This is a genomic window from Streptomyces sp. NPDC008125 (genome assembly GCF_042957125.1).
Taxonomy (GTDB): domain Bacteria; phylum Actinomycetota; class Actinomycetes; order Streptomycetales; family Streptomycetaceae; genus Streptomyces.
The window spans coordinates 323,907-340,327 of the sequence record NZ_JBIBHR010000006.1 but is presented as its reverse complement, the minus strand read 5'-3'; the positions used below and the strand labels follow the sequence as shown (position 1 = coordinate 340,327).

General features: G+C 71.9%; 9 protein-coding genes. 6 read left to right on the top strand and 3 right to left on the bottom strand.

Annotated features, from left to right (window positions below; genetic code table 11):
* Position 1: 1 nt before the first annotated feature.
* The 4 genes from ACFZAX_RS13230 to acnA all read left to right on the top strand — a co-directional run bounded on the left by ACFZAX_RS13230 (position 2) and on the right by acnA (position 6,733).
* Positions 2-1,426, top strand: a complete 1,425-nt coding sequence (locus ACFZAX_RS13230) for a hypothetical protein (protein ID WP_390961324.1) — start codon at positions 2-4, stop codon at positions 1,424-1,426.
* On the top strand, positions 1,423-2,217 hold the full coding sequence (locus tag ACFZAX_RS13225) for a hypothetical protein (RefSeq protein WP_390961322.1): 795 nt from the start codon (positions 1,423-1,425) through the stop codon (positions 2,215-2,217). The genes ACFZAX_RS13230 and ACFZAX_RS13225 overlap by 4 nt, the downstream gene beginning before the upstream one ends.
* A gap of 21 nt (positions 2,218-2,238) precedes the next feature.
* Entirely contained in the window at positions 2,239-3,966 is a 1,728-nt protein-coding gene (locus tag ACFZAX_RS13220) for an asparagine synthase-related protein (protein ID WP_390961321.1), read from the top strand.
* Between the two features lie 61 nt (positions 3,967-4,027).
* Positions 4,028-6,733: an aconitate hydratase AcnA gene (gene acnA, locus ACFZAX_RS13215; RefSeq protein WP_390961319.1), complete on the top strand. Its 2,706-nt coding sequence runs from the start codon at positions 4,028-4,030 to the stop codon at positions 6,731-6,733.
* 38 nt (positions 6,734-6,771) lie between these two features.
* Here the strand turns inward: acnA and ACFZAX_RS13210 are convergent, their stop codons facing one another.
* Positions 6,772-8,016, bottom strand: a complete 1,245-nt coding sequence (locus tag ACFZAX_RS13210; protein WP_390961318.1) for an ATP-grasp domain-containing protein — start codon at positions 8,014-8,016, stop codon at positions 6,772-6,774.
* A gap of 196 nt (positions 8,017-8,212) precedes the next feature.
* On the opposite strand from ACFZAX_RS13210, the gene ACFZAX_RS13205 reads away from it, so the two are divergent.
* Positions 8,213-9,433: an MFS transporter gene (locus ACFZAX_RS13205; protein WP_390961317.1), complete on the top strand. Its 1,221-nt coding sequence runs from the start codon at positions 8,213-8,215 to the stop codon at positions 9,431-9,433.
* 174 nt (positions 9,434-9,607) lie between these two features.
* On the opposite strand, the gene ACFZAX_RS13200 is transcribed toward ACFZAX_RS13205, so the two are convergent.
* The gene (locus tag ACFZAX_RS13200) at positions 9,608-11,470 is read right to left on the bottom strand and encodes an ATP-binding cassette domain-containing protein (RefSeq protein WP_390961316.1); all 1,863 of its coding nucleotides are present in this window, start codon (positions 11,468-11,470) and stop codon (positions 9,608-9,610) included.
* Positions 11,471-12,272: 802 nt separating this feature from the next.
* Here ACFZAX_RS13200 and ACFZAX_RS13195 point away from each other — a divergent pair.
* A complete protein-coding gene (locus tag ACFZAX_RS13195) occupies positions 12,273-12,776 on the top strand; it encodes a DUF2690 domain-containing protein (RefSeq protein ID WP_390961315.1) in 504 nt (167 codons plus the stop codon).
* A 151-nt stretch (positions 12,777-12,927) separates the two neighbouring features.
* Here ACFZAX_RS13195 and ACFZAX_RS13190 read toward each other — a convergent pair whose 3' ends face one another.
* The gene (locus tag ACFZAX_RS13190) at positions 12,928-16,209 is read right to left on the bottom strand and encodes a GH92 family glycosyl hydrolase (protein WP_390961534.1); all 3,282 of its coding nucleotides are present in this window, start codon (positions 16,207-16,209) and stop codon (positions 12,928-12,930) included.
* Between the last annotated feature and the right edge of the window lie 212 nt (positions 16,210-16,421).

Here is a 16,421-nt window from a genome sequence, read left to right as displayed (position 1 = left end):
CATGACCACAACACGCATGAGTCCCTCGACCGGCGGGGGACGGACGACCCGCGTCATCGACTCGACGCTCCGCGAGGGCATGCAGTCGGCGCACGGCCGCTTCACCCGCGAACAGAGCGTGGAAATAGCCACTTTGCTGGTCCGCTCCGGGGTGGACATGATCGAGTGCGGCCACCCGGCCGTCGACGAGGAGGAACTCCTGCGGGTGGCGGCCGTCGTCGAGGCGGTGCGCGGCACTCCCGTACTCGCCCACGCCCGCGCCCACTTCGAGGACATCGAGGCCGTCGCCAAGACCGGCGCGTCCTGGGTCGGTATCTTCCTCGGCGTCAACGACGTCTCCCGGCGCTCCCGGCTGCCGGGACGCACGCTGGCGCACCTGTACGAGACCATCTCGGAGTGTGTGACGCATGCCCGGGAGCTGGGTCTGCGGGTCCGGTTCACGGTGGAGGACAGCAGCCGCACCGAGCCCGACGAACTCGTCGAGGCGTACCTCGTCGCGACCGAGGCGGGAGCCGAACGGATCTGCTTCGCGGACACCCTCGGCATCCTCGAACCCCAGGAGACGGCCGCCCGGATCAGGAGGCTGCGCAAACGATGTCCCGGCACCGACATCGAAGTGCACTTCCACGACGACCGCGGTCTCGCCCTGGCCAACGCCCTGGCCGCCATCGACTCCGGCGCCGACTGGATCTCCACTTCGGTCAACGGCCTCGGCGAGCGCGCCGGCATCACCGACTACGCGGCCCTGCTGGTGAACCTGCACCACCGGGGGACCCGTCCCCTGGCCGACGGGGCGCTGCTCGGCGAACTCAGCCTGCGCGTGGGCGCCTACTCCCGCTCCATGCCGGACCACCGCCGGCCCGTGGTCGGCCGTGACGTCTTCCACCACGTCGCCAAGCTCCATGTGAAGGCGGTCGAGCGCGAGCCGGGATCGTACGAGTGGCTGGACCCGGCCACGGTCGGCCAGAGCGGCAGCGTGACCCGTCCCGCCCTCCCCGCCGACCCCTCGGACTGGATCGTCAGCCCGCAGGTCATCTCCGCGACCGAACTGCGCTACCACCGGGCCGGTCCCGGCGAGCGTTTCGTGCTGGTCGACGACCGGTTCGTCCCCGGGGCGGGCCAGTACTGCATCGCCCGGCGCGTTCCGCGGATGGAGGACTACGGCGCGGGCCACGTCGATACACACGTGCACCATTGCGACAGCCTGTTCATGTTCCTCGGCGAGGAGGCCGGCTATGCCGGACTGACCGTCGAAGTGACGTTGGGAGACCGGGTGTTCCCGGTGCAGAGCCCCGCTTCCGTCTTCATCCCCGCGGGCGTCGCGCACGGATACCGGGTCGTCGACGGTGCCGGTACCTACCTCAACCACGTCCTGGCGGGCGAGTACAACTCCAGCCTGCTCGACCCGATCGGGAGCAATCGATGACGATCCAGACCGAGAACGCCAAAGCCGCTGCCTGGGACCTGATCGGCTCCCTCTTCTGGGAGTCCGGGCGCACCACCGCCAAGCCCAGCGACGAGGAGATCGGCCTCTTCCTCGGCGGTATCGCCGCCGGCGACCGCTGTACCGTCGTGGGCGCCTCCACCAAGGACCTCGTCGAGGCCCTGCTTGCCCTCGGAGCCGAGGTCACGGTCGTCGACTTCTCGGAGCGGATGTGCGCGGACCTGCGGGCGGCGCTGCCCGACGGTTCGTGCCGCATCCTGCGCCACGACATCACCCAGCGGGCGCCCGAAGAGCTGCGCGGCACCGAGCAGTTCGTCCTCAACGACCGTCTGGTCAACCGGTTCAGCGAGGTCGAGGCCCGCAGAGGCCTGGAGGGCATGCTCGATCTGCTCGCCGACGGCGGGCAGGTGCGGGCCTCCATCAAGCTCGGCCTCTACCCGATGGACGAGCGGATGATCGCCAACGGCACCGAGCGCGGCACCCTGTCGAGCTTCTACGACGCCGGGACGAAGGTCATCGACTTCGCCGCGGCCGGCGACGTCCTCAGCGACTCGCTGCTGCCCCACGGCGGCATCGACCCCGAGCTGCTGCTCCAGTGGTACCAGGGGCGCGGCCGGGAGCAGCGCTTCGACCACGAGGATATCGTGGCGCTGCTGACCAGTGCGGACGTCGACGGGCGCGGCCTGCGTCTGGCCACGGCCACCGAGTTCGGCCAGGCACCGAAGACCAAGATGTACACCGCGACCGCCGTCCGCTCCGGCCGGGACGCCTGACCCATGTGCGGAGTCGTCGCGGTGAGCCTGGTCCCGGCAGGCGCCGGGGCCGGGCCGGTGCCCGATGCGGCGGGTCTGGCCCGGCGCGCCGTCGTCCGGCTCGCCCACCGCGGGCCCGACGGGTTCGGGGTGGTGGGGGACGCCCGGTCGGCGGTGGCCATGTGCAGGTTGCGGGTACGCAGCCTGCCGGCCGACCGGGTCCCCTTCCCGGCCGCCTCCGGCAGCACCCACCACGCGTACAACGGTGAGGTCTACGCGGCCGGTTCCGGGGCGCTGTACGGCGTCGCCACGGCGGCCGTGCCCCGAGGGGGCCTCGACGAGGCGCTGGCCGTCGAGGAGCACGGCACGGAGGCCCTCGACGGGATGTACGCGCTGGCACGCCGGGCCGCCGACGGCACCGTGGAGATCACGCGCGACCCGCTCGGCATCAAGCCCCTGTATCTGCGGCGCCATCGTCAGGGCGTCGCGGTGGCCTCCGAAATCCCCGCCCTGCTCGGTCTGTTCGGCCCGGCCCGGATCAGACCGGCCGCGATCGCCCAGTTCCTGCTGCTGGGCCGCGTGGTGGACGGCGGTACCTGCTACGAGGACATCGAGCCGGTACCACCGTGCGCCCGGCTCCTGCTGAAGGAGGGACGCGCCGAGACCGCGTCGGTCCTCCCCGCCCCGTCCGCCCGCTCCGCCCCGAGAGGGTGGCCGACCACCTCCGAGGGCATCCGGGCGGCGGTGTCCCGCGCGGTGGACCGGGTGCTCGTTTCGGACCGGCCGCTCGGGCTCGCCCTGAGCGGGGGCCTGGACTCGACGGTGGTGGCGCTGGAACTGGCCCGCCGGGGCATCGAGGACCTCGCCACCGTCAGCGTCGTACCGCAGGGCAACGGCGACGGGGTGCGCGAGGTCGCGGACCTGGCCCTGCCCGGCACCGCGTGGCACGGCTGGCGGCACCACTGGACCGGATTCGGCCCCGGGGACCTGCTCGCGGGAGTGGCCGACGCGGCCGCCGTCCTCGGCGAACCGACGGCCATGACCAGCGTTCCGATGTACGCGGCCCTCGCCCGGCTCGCCCGCGAGGCCGGCATCGTCGTCCTCCTGCTGGGCGAGGGCGCGGACGAAGTCTTCGGCGGCTACCGGAGCTACCTGGCCCTCGAAGGACTGGGCAGCGCGGAGGAGTTCTACGTCGCGCCGCGCCGCATCGAGCTGGCCCGGGCCCTGCTGGGGCCGGAAGCCTGCGCCGAGGCGCTCGCCGCACTGCGGGCCGCACTGCCCCCGGGGCGCGAGCGGCCGGCGGCCGAGGCGGTGCGGGACTTCGAGTACGAACACAGCCTGGAGCCCCTGCTGCGCCGCGCCGACCATCTGCTGATGGCCCAGGGCGTCGAGGGCCGCACCCCCTTCCTGCACGGCGGACTCCCGACGCTCGGGCGCGCCTACCCCATGGCCGAACTGGTCCGCGACGGCCAGACGAAACTGCCCCTGCGCCAGGCGTACGCCGGTGAACTGCCACGGTGGCAGGCGGAGGTCAAGAAACCCTTCCGCGCACCGGTCGACACCTGGCTCACCGGACCCCGGCGCACGGCCGCGATGGACGAACTGGACCTGAAAAGAGACCTGTTCGCCGCAGCGGGGCTGCGCCCCGAGGGCATCGGGCGGATGCTCCGGGAAACGGACGCCGCCGGCACCGGTCTCGTCTTTCCCCTGCTGAGCCTGGGTGCGTGGCTGGAGCAGGCCGGCCCCGAGGCCCTGCGCGGCGGGCGGTGACCACCCGGGAGTGGCTACGCAGGACATCGACACACCGAGAACGTGAGGAGACGGTTCCTTCGTGAACGAGCGAGACAACCCCGCTCACCCGGCAGCCGCCGGGCCAGCGCCGCTGGAGGCACTGGGACCCGGCGTACTGCACTACCCGCTGCGCGCCGTCGCGGCGGATGCGGGCGCCGACCTGGACACCCTGCCGTACACCGTGCGGCTGCTCCTGGAGAACCACGCCCACCTGGTGGCGACGGGGAAGGCGGGCCCCGAGGGACTGCGCGCGCTCGCCCGTCCCGGGTCCGTGCCGGCGGGCGGCGCGGCTTTCCAGCCCGCCCGGGTGGTGCTGCAGGACTTCTCGGGCGTTCCCGTGGTCCTCGACCTCGCCGCACTGCGGGCCTCTGCCGTACGCGGCGGCCTCGACGCCCGCGCGGTGGGTCCCGTGATCCCCGCCGACCTTGTCGTAGACCACTCCGTACGGGTCGACCGGTCGGGCACAGCGGACGCGCTGCGGATCAACATGGACCTCGAATTCGCTCGCAACCACGAGCGATACGCACTGCTGCGCTGGGCGGAGCAGGCCTTCGACGGGTTCCGCGTGGTCCCGCCGGGCGCCGGCATCGTGCACCAGGTCAACCTGGAGCGGCTGGCGAAGGTGGTGACTCTGACCGAGGGACCGGGCCCCCGACTTGCCCGCCCGGACACCGTGCTCGGCACGGACTCGCACACACCGATGGTCGGCGCTCTCGGGGTGCTCGGATGGGGCGTCGGCGGCATCGAGGCGACCACGGTACTGCTCGGGGAACCGGTACTGCTCACCGCACCGCGCGTGGTGGGCGTCCGGCTGACCGGCCGGCTGCCGGCCGGGAGCACCGCGACCGATCTGGTGCTGACGCTCACCGAACGGCTGCGCCGCCACGGCGTGGTCGGCGCCTTCGTGGAGTTCTTCGGGGACGGCTGCGCGCGGCTCACGGTGCCGGACCGGGCGACCGTCGCCAACATGGCGCCCGACTACGGGGCGACCACCGCGCTCTTCCCGGTGGACGAGGAGACGCTGCGGTACCTGCGCGCCACCGGCCGGACCGCGGAACACGTAGAGCTGGTGGAGCGCTTTCTGAGGGCGCAAGGGCTGTTCCGCGCGGAGGGCTCGGACGCGAAGGTGCGCTACGCCGAGGAGGTGACGCTCGATCTCGGTGAGGTGGAGCCGTGCGTGGCGGGGCCGGGCAGACCCGATCAACGGTTGCCGCTGCACGCGGTGGCGGCCACCCTGGAGGCGGTACGCGCGAGTGGGCCGGCCGAGCAGCGCACCCTGCGTCCGGGCGACGGGTCGGTGTTCATCGCGGCCCTGACGAGTTGCACGAACACCTCGCACCCCGGCGCGATGCTGACGGCGGGCCTGGTGGCGCAGCGAGCCGTACGGTACGGGCTCGAAGTGCCGCCGTGGGTCAAGACGAGTCTGGCGCCCGGCAGCCGTACCGTGCCCGCCTATCTGGACCGGGCGGGCGTGCTGCCCGCCCTGGAGCAGCTCGGCTTCCACGTGGTCGCCTTCGGCTGCACCACCTGCCACGGAATGAGCGGAGAGCTGCTGCCGGAGGCGGCCCGTGCGGTCGCGGCCGACGGGGTGCTGGGGACCGCCGTGCTCAGCGGCAACCGGAACTTCGAAGGACGGGTGCATCCCCAGGTGAAGGCCGCGTACCTGGCATCGCCGGGGCTGGTCGTCGCCTACGCCCTCGCCGGAACCGTCGCCCGGGACCTGACGAAGGAGCCGGTCGGCGTCACGCCCGAGGGGCAGGAGGTGTACCTCGCCGACCTGTGGCCCTCGCCCGAGGAGGTCGAGGCGGCGGTCCGGGCGTCGGTGGGACCCGAACTGTACGAGGCGGCCTACGCGGATCTGTACGACGGCGGCCAACGCTGGCGCGGTCTCGACGCGGCGGACGGGGACCTGTACGTCTGGCCGGACGGCTCCGACTACATCCTGGAACCGCCGTACATCGAGCCGGTGAACCGGCCCGCAGTGGTGTCCGCGCCAGGCGGGGCGGAGGGGGACCTGGTGGGCGCCCGGATCCTCGCGCTGCTGGGAGACGCCGTCTCGACGGACCACATCTCACCCGTCGGCCCGATCCAGCCCGACAGCGACCCGGGCCGCCATCTGTCCGGACTCGGCCTGAGCACGGCGGAGTTCAACAGTTTCGGGGCACGGCGCGGCAACCACCATGTGATGGTCCGGGGCACGTTCGGGAGCCCGCGGCTGCGCAACGCGCTGGCGGGCGGCCGCGAGGGGCCGTGGACCCGGAGGTCGCCGGAGGGCGAGCTGGAGTCGATCCACGACGCGGCCGAGCGCTACCGCGCGGACGGGGTGCCGCTGATCGTGGTCGCCGGACGCGAGTACGGCTGTGGCAGCGCCCGCGACTGGGCCGCCAAGGGCACTGCCCTGCTGGGGGTGAGAGCGGTACTCGCCGGGAGCTTCGAACGCATCCACCGCAGCAACCTCGTGGGCATGGGGGTCCTGCCGCTGCTGTTCCCTGCCGGCACGGACCGCGATTCCCTGCGGCTTGACGGGACGGAGGAGATCGATCTGGGTGGGATCGCCGCACTCTCCCCGGGCGGGGAGATCACCGTGCGCGTCCGGCGGGCCGGTGGTTCTGACTCGGTCTTCGCGGCGGCGGCGGCGGTGGAGTCCGACCGCGAGGTGGCCTACCTCGCGGCGGGCGGAGTCCTGCCGTACACCGCCGCGCGCCTGCTGCGGGAGCACGGCCGTACGGCGGCGGACTCCCCCTGACCGCACCGCCCGCGTGCTCCCGGGATCAACCCCGTGCCTCAGCGCCCGCCGGACTCCCCGGCGGGCGCGACGACGACCTGGCCGGCGTACCAATCGGCCAGATCCCGCATGCGCGCCTCGACCTCCCGGTCGTCGGTGCCGGAGAGCACGACGACGCCGGCGCGCAGATGGGACGCGGCGGTGACGTCGGGCATGGTCCAGCCCGGCACGCAACGCAGCTCGGCGTGCACGACTCCGGGGCGGGCGAGCACCTCGTCGTGGGCGGGGGCCCGCAGCACCCGCCCATGGGGGGCGTGCAGGTTCATCCCGCCGTGGACGACACCGGCGGTGTGCTCGGGGGCCAGGGTCACGGCGGAGGGCCGGCCGAGCAGGGCGCGCACCCACTCGTCGTGCAGATCGAATCCGAAGGAGCGTCGGACCACTTCGTCGGTCCGCCCTCCGCCGACCCGGCCGCCGCATTCACCGAACACGATCTCGTCGCCACGCCGGAACACCTCCAGATGGAAAACACCGTCGTGATGCTGGAGGGCCTTCAGGGAGGAATGGGCGAGAAGCCGGATCTTCTCGTACAGATCCGGGTCGTATTCCGGCGGGAGCGCGATGTGTGCGACCAGGCCGCCGTCGTGTATGTCTATGAGATTTTCGAGATAACGGGAGACGGAAAGCAGGGTTATTTCTCCGTCGCGGACGATCCCGTCCACCTGGAATTCATCGCCGGAAATGTATTCCTCGACCAGCCACGGCCCCTTTCCTGTCCAGGCGTCCAGGTACGCGTCCAGGCTCTCGGGCCGTTCGAGGCGGTAGGTGCTCTGCGCACCGCTGCCGTTCAGCGGCTTGACGACGGCGGGGAACCTGTCCGCCCGGCGGGACACCTCGTTCAGGGTGTCGACGGTGACACACTCCGCCGTCGCCACTCCCGCGGCGCGGACCAGCGCCTTCTGCACCGCCTTGTCGCGCATGGCGATGGCTCGGCGGGTGGCCGAGGTGGTGAGCCCGCCCAGATCCGAGAGGACCGCCGCAGCCGCCAGACAGTACTCCAGCCCGCTGCACACCGCGTCGAACCCGCCGATGTCCAAGGAGGCGCGTGCCAGCCCGGAGAGGATTCCCTCGACGTTCGTCTGATCCGGCACGACGACGGTCCGCAGTCGCGGATGAGCGGCACGCGCGTCCTTCAGATCGGCCGGGGCGAGCACACAGGTGACATCGGCCCCGGCCCGCGTCAGAGCGGCGACCGCACGGGACATCCAACCGATGTGCAGTACTGAGGTATTTTCCTGCGGCATGCGACCCCTCATTAATTGGCGAGGCCCGACAATTTAATTCACGTCGCCGAAAAATATCTACGTGAGGAAGATCACAGGAGTCGGTCGGGGGTTCGGTTGATCACCCGAATCCGCTCTGGTGAAATCATTTCCCGTCGACCGGAAACGCAAGAGGTGCACAGTGGAACGGAATCAAAAGGGGCATTTCCTCCGCTCCTTGCTGCCGCAGTCGAGGCCGGTGTGGGTGCTGGCCCTGAGCACACTGGCGCGGAGTACCGGCAACGGTGTCGTCGTCTCGATCGTCGTCCTCTACTTCACCCGCTCCGTAGAGATCGACGCGGCCCACGTGGGTCTGGGGCTGACCGTCGCCGGTGTCGTCGGGATGCTCGTCAGCGTCCCGGCCGGTCATGCGGCCGACGTCGTCGGAGCGCGCTCGGCCGCGCTCGGGTCGGTGATCCTGCACGGCGTGGCGATATGCGGCTACGTCCTCGTCGGCGGCTTCGGGGGGCTGCTGGTCGCTGCCGGGCTGGTGGCCGTCGCGGAAGCCGCGTCGAACGCCTCGCGGGGAGCGCTCGTCGCGCTCGCCGTGCCCCAGCGGGACCGGGTGCGCACGCGGGCCTATCTGCGCTCGGTCACCAACGTGGGCTTCTCCCTCGGAGCCCTCCTCGGCGGCCTGGCGCTCAACCGCGACACGGCCGGCGGCTACACCATCGCCCTGGTCGCCTCCGGGGCCCTCTTCGTCGTCGCCGGCCTGGCCTTTCTCGCCCTGGACCGTACGCCGCCGGTGCCCCGGCCCGAGGGTGCCTCCCCCTGGCAGGTCCTGCGCGACGGCCCGTTCGTCGCGGTCGGCGCGATCAACGCCGTGCTGATGATGAACGCCGGCATCCTCAACGTCGCCCTGCCCCTCTGGATCGCCGAGAACACCGACGCCCCGATCTCCGTCTTCGCGCCTCTGCTGCTGGTCAACACCGTCATGGTGGTGTTCCTCCAAGTGCCCGTCAGCAGGGGGGCCGAGGACGTCCGCGGTGGCGCCCGCGCGCTGGCCAGGTCCGGTATCTGGCTGGCCGCCTGCTGTGCGGTGATCGCCCTGGCCGCAGGCCGTACGCCCTGGGTGGCCGTGGCGTTCCTCGTCGCCGGTGTCGTTCTCCACACGGTGGGTGAACTGCTCTACAGCGCGGGCTCCTGGGCCCTTTCGTACGAACTGGCCCCGGAACACGCCCAGGGCCAGTACCAGGGCTTGTTCGGCCTGACCACCCAGCTCGGCACCGCCATCACCCCCGCGGTCACCGCGCTGCTCATCGTGCGGCAGGGCTGGATCGGGTGGCTGGTGATGGGCGCGCTGCTGGCGGCCGCCGGTCTGGCGGCGCCGGCGGTGGCCGGCTGGGCCGAGCGCAGCCGCCCCCGATCGGCGGAGACGGCTGCCACGGCTACGTCCTGACGCCACGTCAGACGGGCTGCCACCCCGGCCGCCGTAGCGGCGGCCGGGGTGGGCGAGGACCGGCCCGCCCACCGGGCGGACCTCGACGGCGTCGAGTCGGCGCCCTCCGGTGCCGTGTCTCACGGCAAGGGGCTCAGCCGAACCGGCGAGGGATTCCGGCAGCGGACCCGGGCCTCAACGGGACGTCCCGTTCTTCTCGCCCTCCGCCTCCGAGGTGACCTGGTAGGAGAGCAACTGCTGGAACAGGCCGGGCTGTCCGGCGAGTTCGGCGTAGGTGCCCTCCTGGACGATCCGGCCCTCGTCGAGCACCACGATCCGGTCGGCCACGGCCACGTTGGTGATGCGGTGGGTGACCAGCAGTACCACCCGGTCCCGGGCGAGGTCCCGCAGCCGCTGGAAGATCCGGTACTCGGCACGGGGATCGAGGTTCGCGGTCGGCTCGTCGAGGACCAGCAGCCCGGCCTCGCGGAAGAACGCCCGGGCGAGGGCGATGCGCTGCCACTGGCCGCCGCTCAGTTCCTCCCCGTTCAGCCACTCCCGAGCGAGCAGGGTGTCCAGGCCCGCGCCCAGTCTGTCGACGACCTCGTCGGCGCCGGCCGCCTCGCACGCCTCGCGCACCGCCGCGTCGCCGCGCGCGGTGGGCTGACCCTGGTTCACGTTCTCCCGCACGGTCAGCGGCCAGTGCGCGTAGTCCTGTGGCACCAGGGCGACCTGCTGCCACAGCGCCTGGGGATCGGCGTCGCCGGTGGGGGTACCGTCCCACAGCACCTGTCCGCCGGTCGGCAGGTACAACCCGCTGACCAGCTTCGACAGTGTCGACTTCCCCGATCCGTTGAACCCGACCAGGGCTGTGACCTCGCCGCGCCGCAGAGTGAGGGAGACGTCGGACAGGGCGTCGCGGTCCTTCCCGGCGTAGCGATGGGTGACCGACGTGATCTCGATCGTCTTCGGCGGCTCGGGGTGGTGGGAGCCCCGCCGCATGCGGTAGCCGCCGGCCTTGTCCAGGAAGCCGCTCCAGTCGTCCATGTACAGGCCGGTGCGTACGGCACGCGCGCCGACGGCCACCAGGCCGCGTACCGACTGGCCCACGGTCTGCAGGGCGAAGACGGCCGTCCCGGCGTGCCCCACGGTGATGTGGCCCGTGGTCAGCAGCCAGGCGACCGCGGCCCACACGACCGCCGATCCGAGCCCGCCGCACACCGCGCCGACCAGGGACATGCGGGCGCCCCGGTCGGCCGCCGCCCGGTCCTCGCGGTTGATCCGGGCGACCGTGTGCCGGTAGCGGCCGGACAGGAAGCCGCCCATGGTGCCGGCCCGGATCTGGTCGGCGGCGTCCTTGGTGTAGATGTGCCACCGCAGCACCGACAGCATCCGCTGGTCGCCGTTGCTGCGGAGGTTGGCGAGGTAGCGCACGCGGGCGGCGCTGACCTGGGCCAGGGCCTGGGGAAGGCTCGCCGCGACGAGGAGCGGCAGGAGGACCCAGTGCACCCCGGCCAGGACGATCGCCCCGGCGAGGAAGCTGGCGGCCGAGGCGATGAGGTCCTGGCCCTCGTCGATCAGGTCGCCGGTGACCTGCGCTCCCCGGTCGGCGGCCTCGCGGTCGCGGTTGAAGTCGGGTTCGTCGTAGGCGCGGAGCTCCACCTCGGCGCAGCCGGTGAGCAGCATCTGCTCGGCCTCGCGCGACATGAGCGGGCCGAGGCGGGAGGAGAGCCAGGCGACGGTGATCCCCAGGAGGGCGCGGGCCCCCGCGGTACCGGCCAGCAGAACGACGGACGGCCACGCCTCGACGAGCCGGTCGTAGACGTCCCCGCCGGTGAGCAGTGCGGTGAGGGTGCCGCTGATGGCGACCAGGCCCAGGGCCTGCAGCACTCCGGCGGCGGCCTGGCAGAGCAGGAGGCCGGTGGTCGCCCGCCGGTCGACCCGCCAGGCGAGGGCCAGTGAGCGTCGCACCAGCCGGGGCAGGCGCCGGGCCATGTCGCGCATCCGGATGGAACGCCCGGCCGCTTCCCGGCTGCCGGTGAGGTCGACGTACCGCATCTGCGGCTCCTCGGCGGTTCCGGGGCCGCCGGCCGGCGGTTTTGGGGGTTCGGAAGGCGTCGCGGGGCCGGTACGCGGCCCCGGGACGCCGTTCTTCGACGCGTCGGCGGACCTTCTCACGGGGCCCTCCTCGTGACCGGGCGTACGGAGCCGGAGGTGCGGTACGTGCCCGCGCCGGGACGCCTTCCGGAGCCGGCGGACCGGCGGGTGGGTGCGGAGGGCGGGACGTGCCCGAAATCCGGGGGCAGTGGGTGGCGATGCCGTGCGGTGGTCATGGGAGTCCCCTTTGGTGGTCGTTCCGGCCGGGTTCGTGAGGCCTAACGACAGGGGCGGAGCTTCGAACGCGTGTGTTTCGGCCGGGCCCGGGGCCCGGGACGCCGGGGCCGTGCAGCATGCCGGTTACATCCATCCGTGTGCGACAAGGGGCTCTGCACGAAGTGGAGTTGGCCGAAACGCCGACGGCCTGCCGGGCCGCCCACACGTGCGGACCGGGGCCCGGCCGCACGCGACTGCGGCGAGCGCACGGAATCCGGTGCCTCGACCCGGAAGGCCTGTTCCGCCCGAGGGCGTGTGTCGTGCCCGGTGTGCGCGATCGCACGGCGGAGGGCCGCGACGATACGGTATGCATCGGGGGGATTCGGGCAAATCGGCGGAAGTGCGTGCCGGGCGTCGCCGGACAGGCGGGCCTTTCCGCACACGCCCCAGCTCCGGCATACGGCCTGAAAAGCCCTTTACCTCCATGCCGCGTCCGCGGTTGTCTGTCCCGGACCGAAACGGGCAGGGCCCAGCGAACCGAGGGATCATGGGAAGAACCGGACAGCGCGCACTACTCGTGTCCGCGCTCGTCATGAGCGCCGCCGTGCTGACGGCCACGCAGGCCACCGCGGCGCCGTACGACCCCTACACGGGATCGAATCCCTACACCACCGGCTGCGGGGCGGACGCGATCACCATCGGTACGCGCCAGATACGCAGCTCCGCAGCCGTGTTCGGCACGATGGAGGTGCGTTACTCACCGAGTTGCCGGACCAACTGGGTGCGGGCCGTCATGACTGCCGCGACCAGCTCGAACACGGTCACCAAGGGGATCCGGCGCTTCTCCAGCCAGCCGGACGGACAGGGCGGCTGGCTCGGGTTCTACGAGAACTACGCGTACGACCCGGCCGCCGGAAGCTCGTTCGGCATGCAGGTCTTTGCTCCGGGAGCCACCTGCATCACGGCGATGGCCGTCGTCCGCGACGCCGCGGGACAACCGCTCGCTTTCACGGGGACGGACGCGAACAACGCCTGGGAAGTGTTCTGCTGAGCCCCCGCCTCTCGGAGGCCCCGCGACGCCGTCCACGGCCCGGGCCGGTCGATCCGGTCCGCCCGCCCGTCGACGCACACCGGGGCCGGTCCCGCCGCACGGGCGACGGGACCGGCCCCGGGGGCGTGATCGGTCCTTCGGGACGGACGGGTCAGGCGGTGGCCACCGCGAAGACGTGGATGATGCCGCCGTTCGTGGTGGAGGGCAGCGTCACGCTCGCCAGCTGCTTGCCCGCCTGGAGCGCGATCGGCGCGGAGGAGAAGATCTCCGTGCCCACCGGGTCCTTGCCGCCACCCTGCACGTCGCGGTACGCGGTGTGGACCGCGACCGTGTTGCCGTACGACGGCTGCTGGGAGCCGCCGCCCAGCGTCCAGTCGCTGAAGCCGATGTCGGCCTGCTGCGTGCTGCCGTCGGTGTAGGTCAGCGTCAGCCTGCCGCCGGCCGCGCCCTCGGCCGCGCTGCCCAGCAGGCTCAGCCTCGTGTCACCGGCGGCGGCAGGGACGTTCAGCACCTGCGGGGTGGTGCCGGTCACCTCGATGTTGTCGGGGTCGCCGACACCCGCCTCGGGCCAGGTGAAGTCGAAGCCGTTGGACGAGACCGTGCCGCCCGGCGTCGCGCCCGCCGCGGCGAGCGCGACGGCCGAGTAACTCCAGCCCTCACCGTCGAAGTCGGCCTGCGGGTTCGTGTCGTCGGTGGAGATGCCGGTGCTGTTGCGGTTCCACAGCATGCCGTTCTTCTCGGCGACGGTCACCGCGACCGACGTCTTCGGGAGTGCGGTGCCGTCGGACGACTCCAGCGTCACCGGGATCGTGTAGTGACCCTCGGTCGTACCCGCCGCGGCCGACACGGAGAGCTTCGCGCTCGCCGAACCGCCCGCCGGGACGGTGAAGTCCCCTTCCGCCGGTGTGACGGTGACACCGGCCGGAGCCGTCGCCGTCCAGTGGACCGAGGTGGCCTCGGTCTGCAGGGTCCGCACCTTGACGGTGGTCTCCGCGCTGCCCGAGCCGGGCTCCGTCTTCACCTGCTCCGGAGTCGCGCCGGTGAAGTACTTCACGCCGCCGCCCGGGAAGGACGGCGGGGCGTCGGCCGTCGCACTGCCCCAGGAGGTGTCCGCCGTGGCGCCGAGCGTGTAGTCCAGCGTGCCGCCGCGGGTGACGAAGGAGGCGGGGACCCAGGTCTTCCCGGTCTTCTTTCCATCGACCTTCAGGCCGTGGATGTAGGTGTTGGCCGACGAGGCGGCCGGTGCCTCGATCGTGATGGTCTTCCCGTGGCCGGTGTGCACCACCGCGTGCGGGAACAGCGGAGCGGTGAGGACCAGGTCGGCGCGGCTGGGATTCTGCGGGTACATGCCCAGCGCCGAGAACACGTACCAGGACGACATGGTGCCGGCGTCGTCGTTGCCGGGTATGCCGCCCGGGGTGTCGGTCCACAGCTGGTCCACCTCGGCGCGGACCGTCTCCTGCGTCTTGTACGGAGCGCCGAGGTAGTTGTACAGGTACGGGGCGTTGATGTCGGGCTCGTTGGTCGGGTCGTACCGGGTGGCGTCCTTCGCCGTGAAGTCGAACTTCCCGTCCGGCGTACGGAAGAAGGCGTCCAGCCGCTTCACCGTCGTGTCGTCGCCGCCCATCGCGGCGGAGAGCCCCGCGATGTCCGAGTAGACCATCCAGGTGTACCGCGCGCTGGAACCCTCGACGAAGCCGGTGCCGGTGCCCGGGGTGAAGGTTCCGGCCCAGGTGCCGTCGGCCTTGCGGTCGCGGATGTAGCCGCCCTCGGGGGTGGCGTTGGCGTCGAAGACGTACGACCAGCTGCCCGAGCGTGTCAGGAACTTCTTCGCGTCGGCGGTCTTCCCGGTCTGCCGGGACAGCTCGGACAGACCGTAGTCGGCCGCCGCGTCCTCCAGCGTTTCGGCGGCGCCGCCCCAGCAGTGGCAGCCGTCCGCCGGTACGTAGCCGAGGTCGAGGTACTTGTCGAGCGCGGGCCGCTGGCCGACGCACTCGACATTGCAGCCCGAGCTGTCGGAGTCGTTCGCCGTCGGCACGGTGGCCGCCGTCACCAGCGACTTCAGCGCTCCCGCGACATCGAAGTCGTGGCCGCCGAAGGCGTGGATCCCGGCGACCGCCGCGGCGGAGGGGTCACCCGACATCACGCTGGTCTTGCCGTTCTCCAGCAGCCAGCGGTCCCACTCGCCCCCGCGCTGGCTCGCGTAGTTGTAGAGGGACTGGGCGTAGTCGCTGCCCGCCCGCGGGTTGATCAGCGTCATCAGCTGGACCTGCGCGCGGTACTGGTCCCAGCCCGAGAAGGTGCCGTACTGCGCCTTCTGCCCCTTGGCGAGCCTGTGCGGCTTGAGGTCGGCGCCGAGGTAGCGGCCGTCCACGTCGCTGGTCAGGGTGGGTTCCAGCATCGAGTGGTAGAGCGCGGTGTAGAAGGTGGACCGCTGGGCGTCGGTGCCGCCGCCCACCTCGATCGCCTTCAGTGCCTTGTTCCAGGTCTTGGCGGCCTGCTTCCTGACGGAGTCGAACGTCTCGTGACGCCCGTTCTCCGTACGGAGGTTGTCCTCCGCGTTCTGCGGACTGACGTAGGAGACGGCGACCTTGGCCTGCGCCGATGTGGTCCCGTCGGCGAAGGTGACGTACCCACCGGATCCCTTGCCCGCCACCGGGTTGCCGGAGGAGCTGTACCCCGTACCGCCGGACGCCGAGGTGGAGCCCGGCTGGACGGCGTCGTCCGTCCAGGTGCCGACCTTCGCGAAGTCCTTGTCGAAGTGGGCGGTGAAGTAGAGCGTGTAGAGCGCCTTGCGGTTGTTCGCGCTCTGCGGGCCGCAGAAGTTGCCCGCGGTGACGGAGCCCGTCACCGTCCGCCCGGCCTTGTCGATCTTCACCGTGGCGGCGGTGCTGCCGCTCTCCGAGTTCGAGGTGCGGAAGAGCATGGTGGCGGGCTTGTCCGCCGGGAAGCCGAACTGCCCCGTGCCGGTGCGGGCGGTCGTGGTGAGCGCCGCCGAAGCGCCACTGGCCAGGCCCACCTTGTAGTAGCCGGGGGCGGACGACTCGTCCGCGTGCGAGAAGTCGCTCGCGTACTTCGCGTCGGTGGCGTCCGAGGTGGGTGAGGTGTCGACGTCACCCACGTACGGCATGATCGGGATGTCGCCGTTCGCCCCGGAGCACCCGACGCCGTTCAGGTGGGTCAGGCTGAAGCCGCGGATCTTCGTCGCGTCGTACTGGTAGCCGCCCGGAGCGGGGGTCGAGACCTGTTTGCCGCGCGAGTTCTGCGGGCTCCAGGCCAGCATGCCGAACGGCTGCACGGCGCCCGGGTAGGTGTTGCCCGCGTTCGCGGTGCCGATCAGCGGGTGGACGTACGACACCGGGTTCCTGACGGTGTCGTACGAGGAGGCCGCCGAGGCGGGGGCGGCTGTGGCGGCCAGCCCCAGAGCGGCCATGGCGGTCACCGCGACGCAGCTGACGGCTCTGAGCCCGGGGTGGGTCCGACGGTTGTGCGTGTCTGACACCGATCCTGCCCTTCGTGTGTGACGGACGGTCAACGGGCGGGATCGGAGGCTCCGTTGCCTGCACGGGCCGTCCTGTCCCGACAACGTTGTCAACGACGGGAGGATGCTCCTCCTGCCGCACTCGGGTGTCAAGGTCCCGCGGC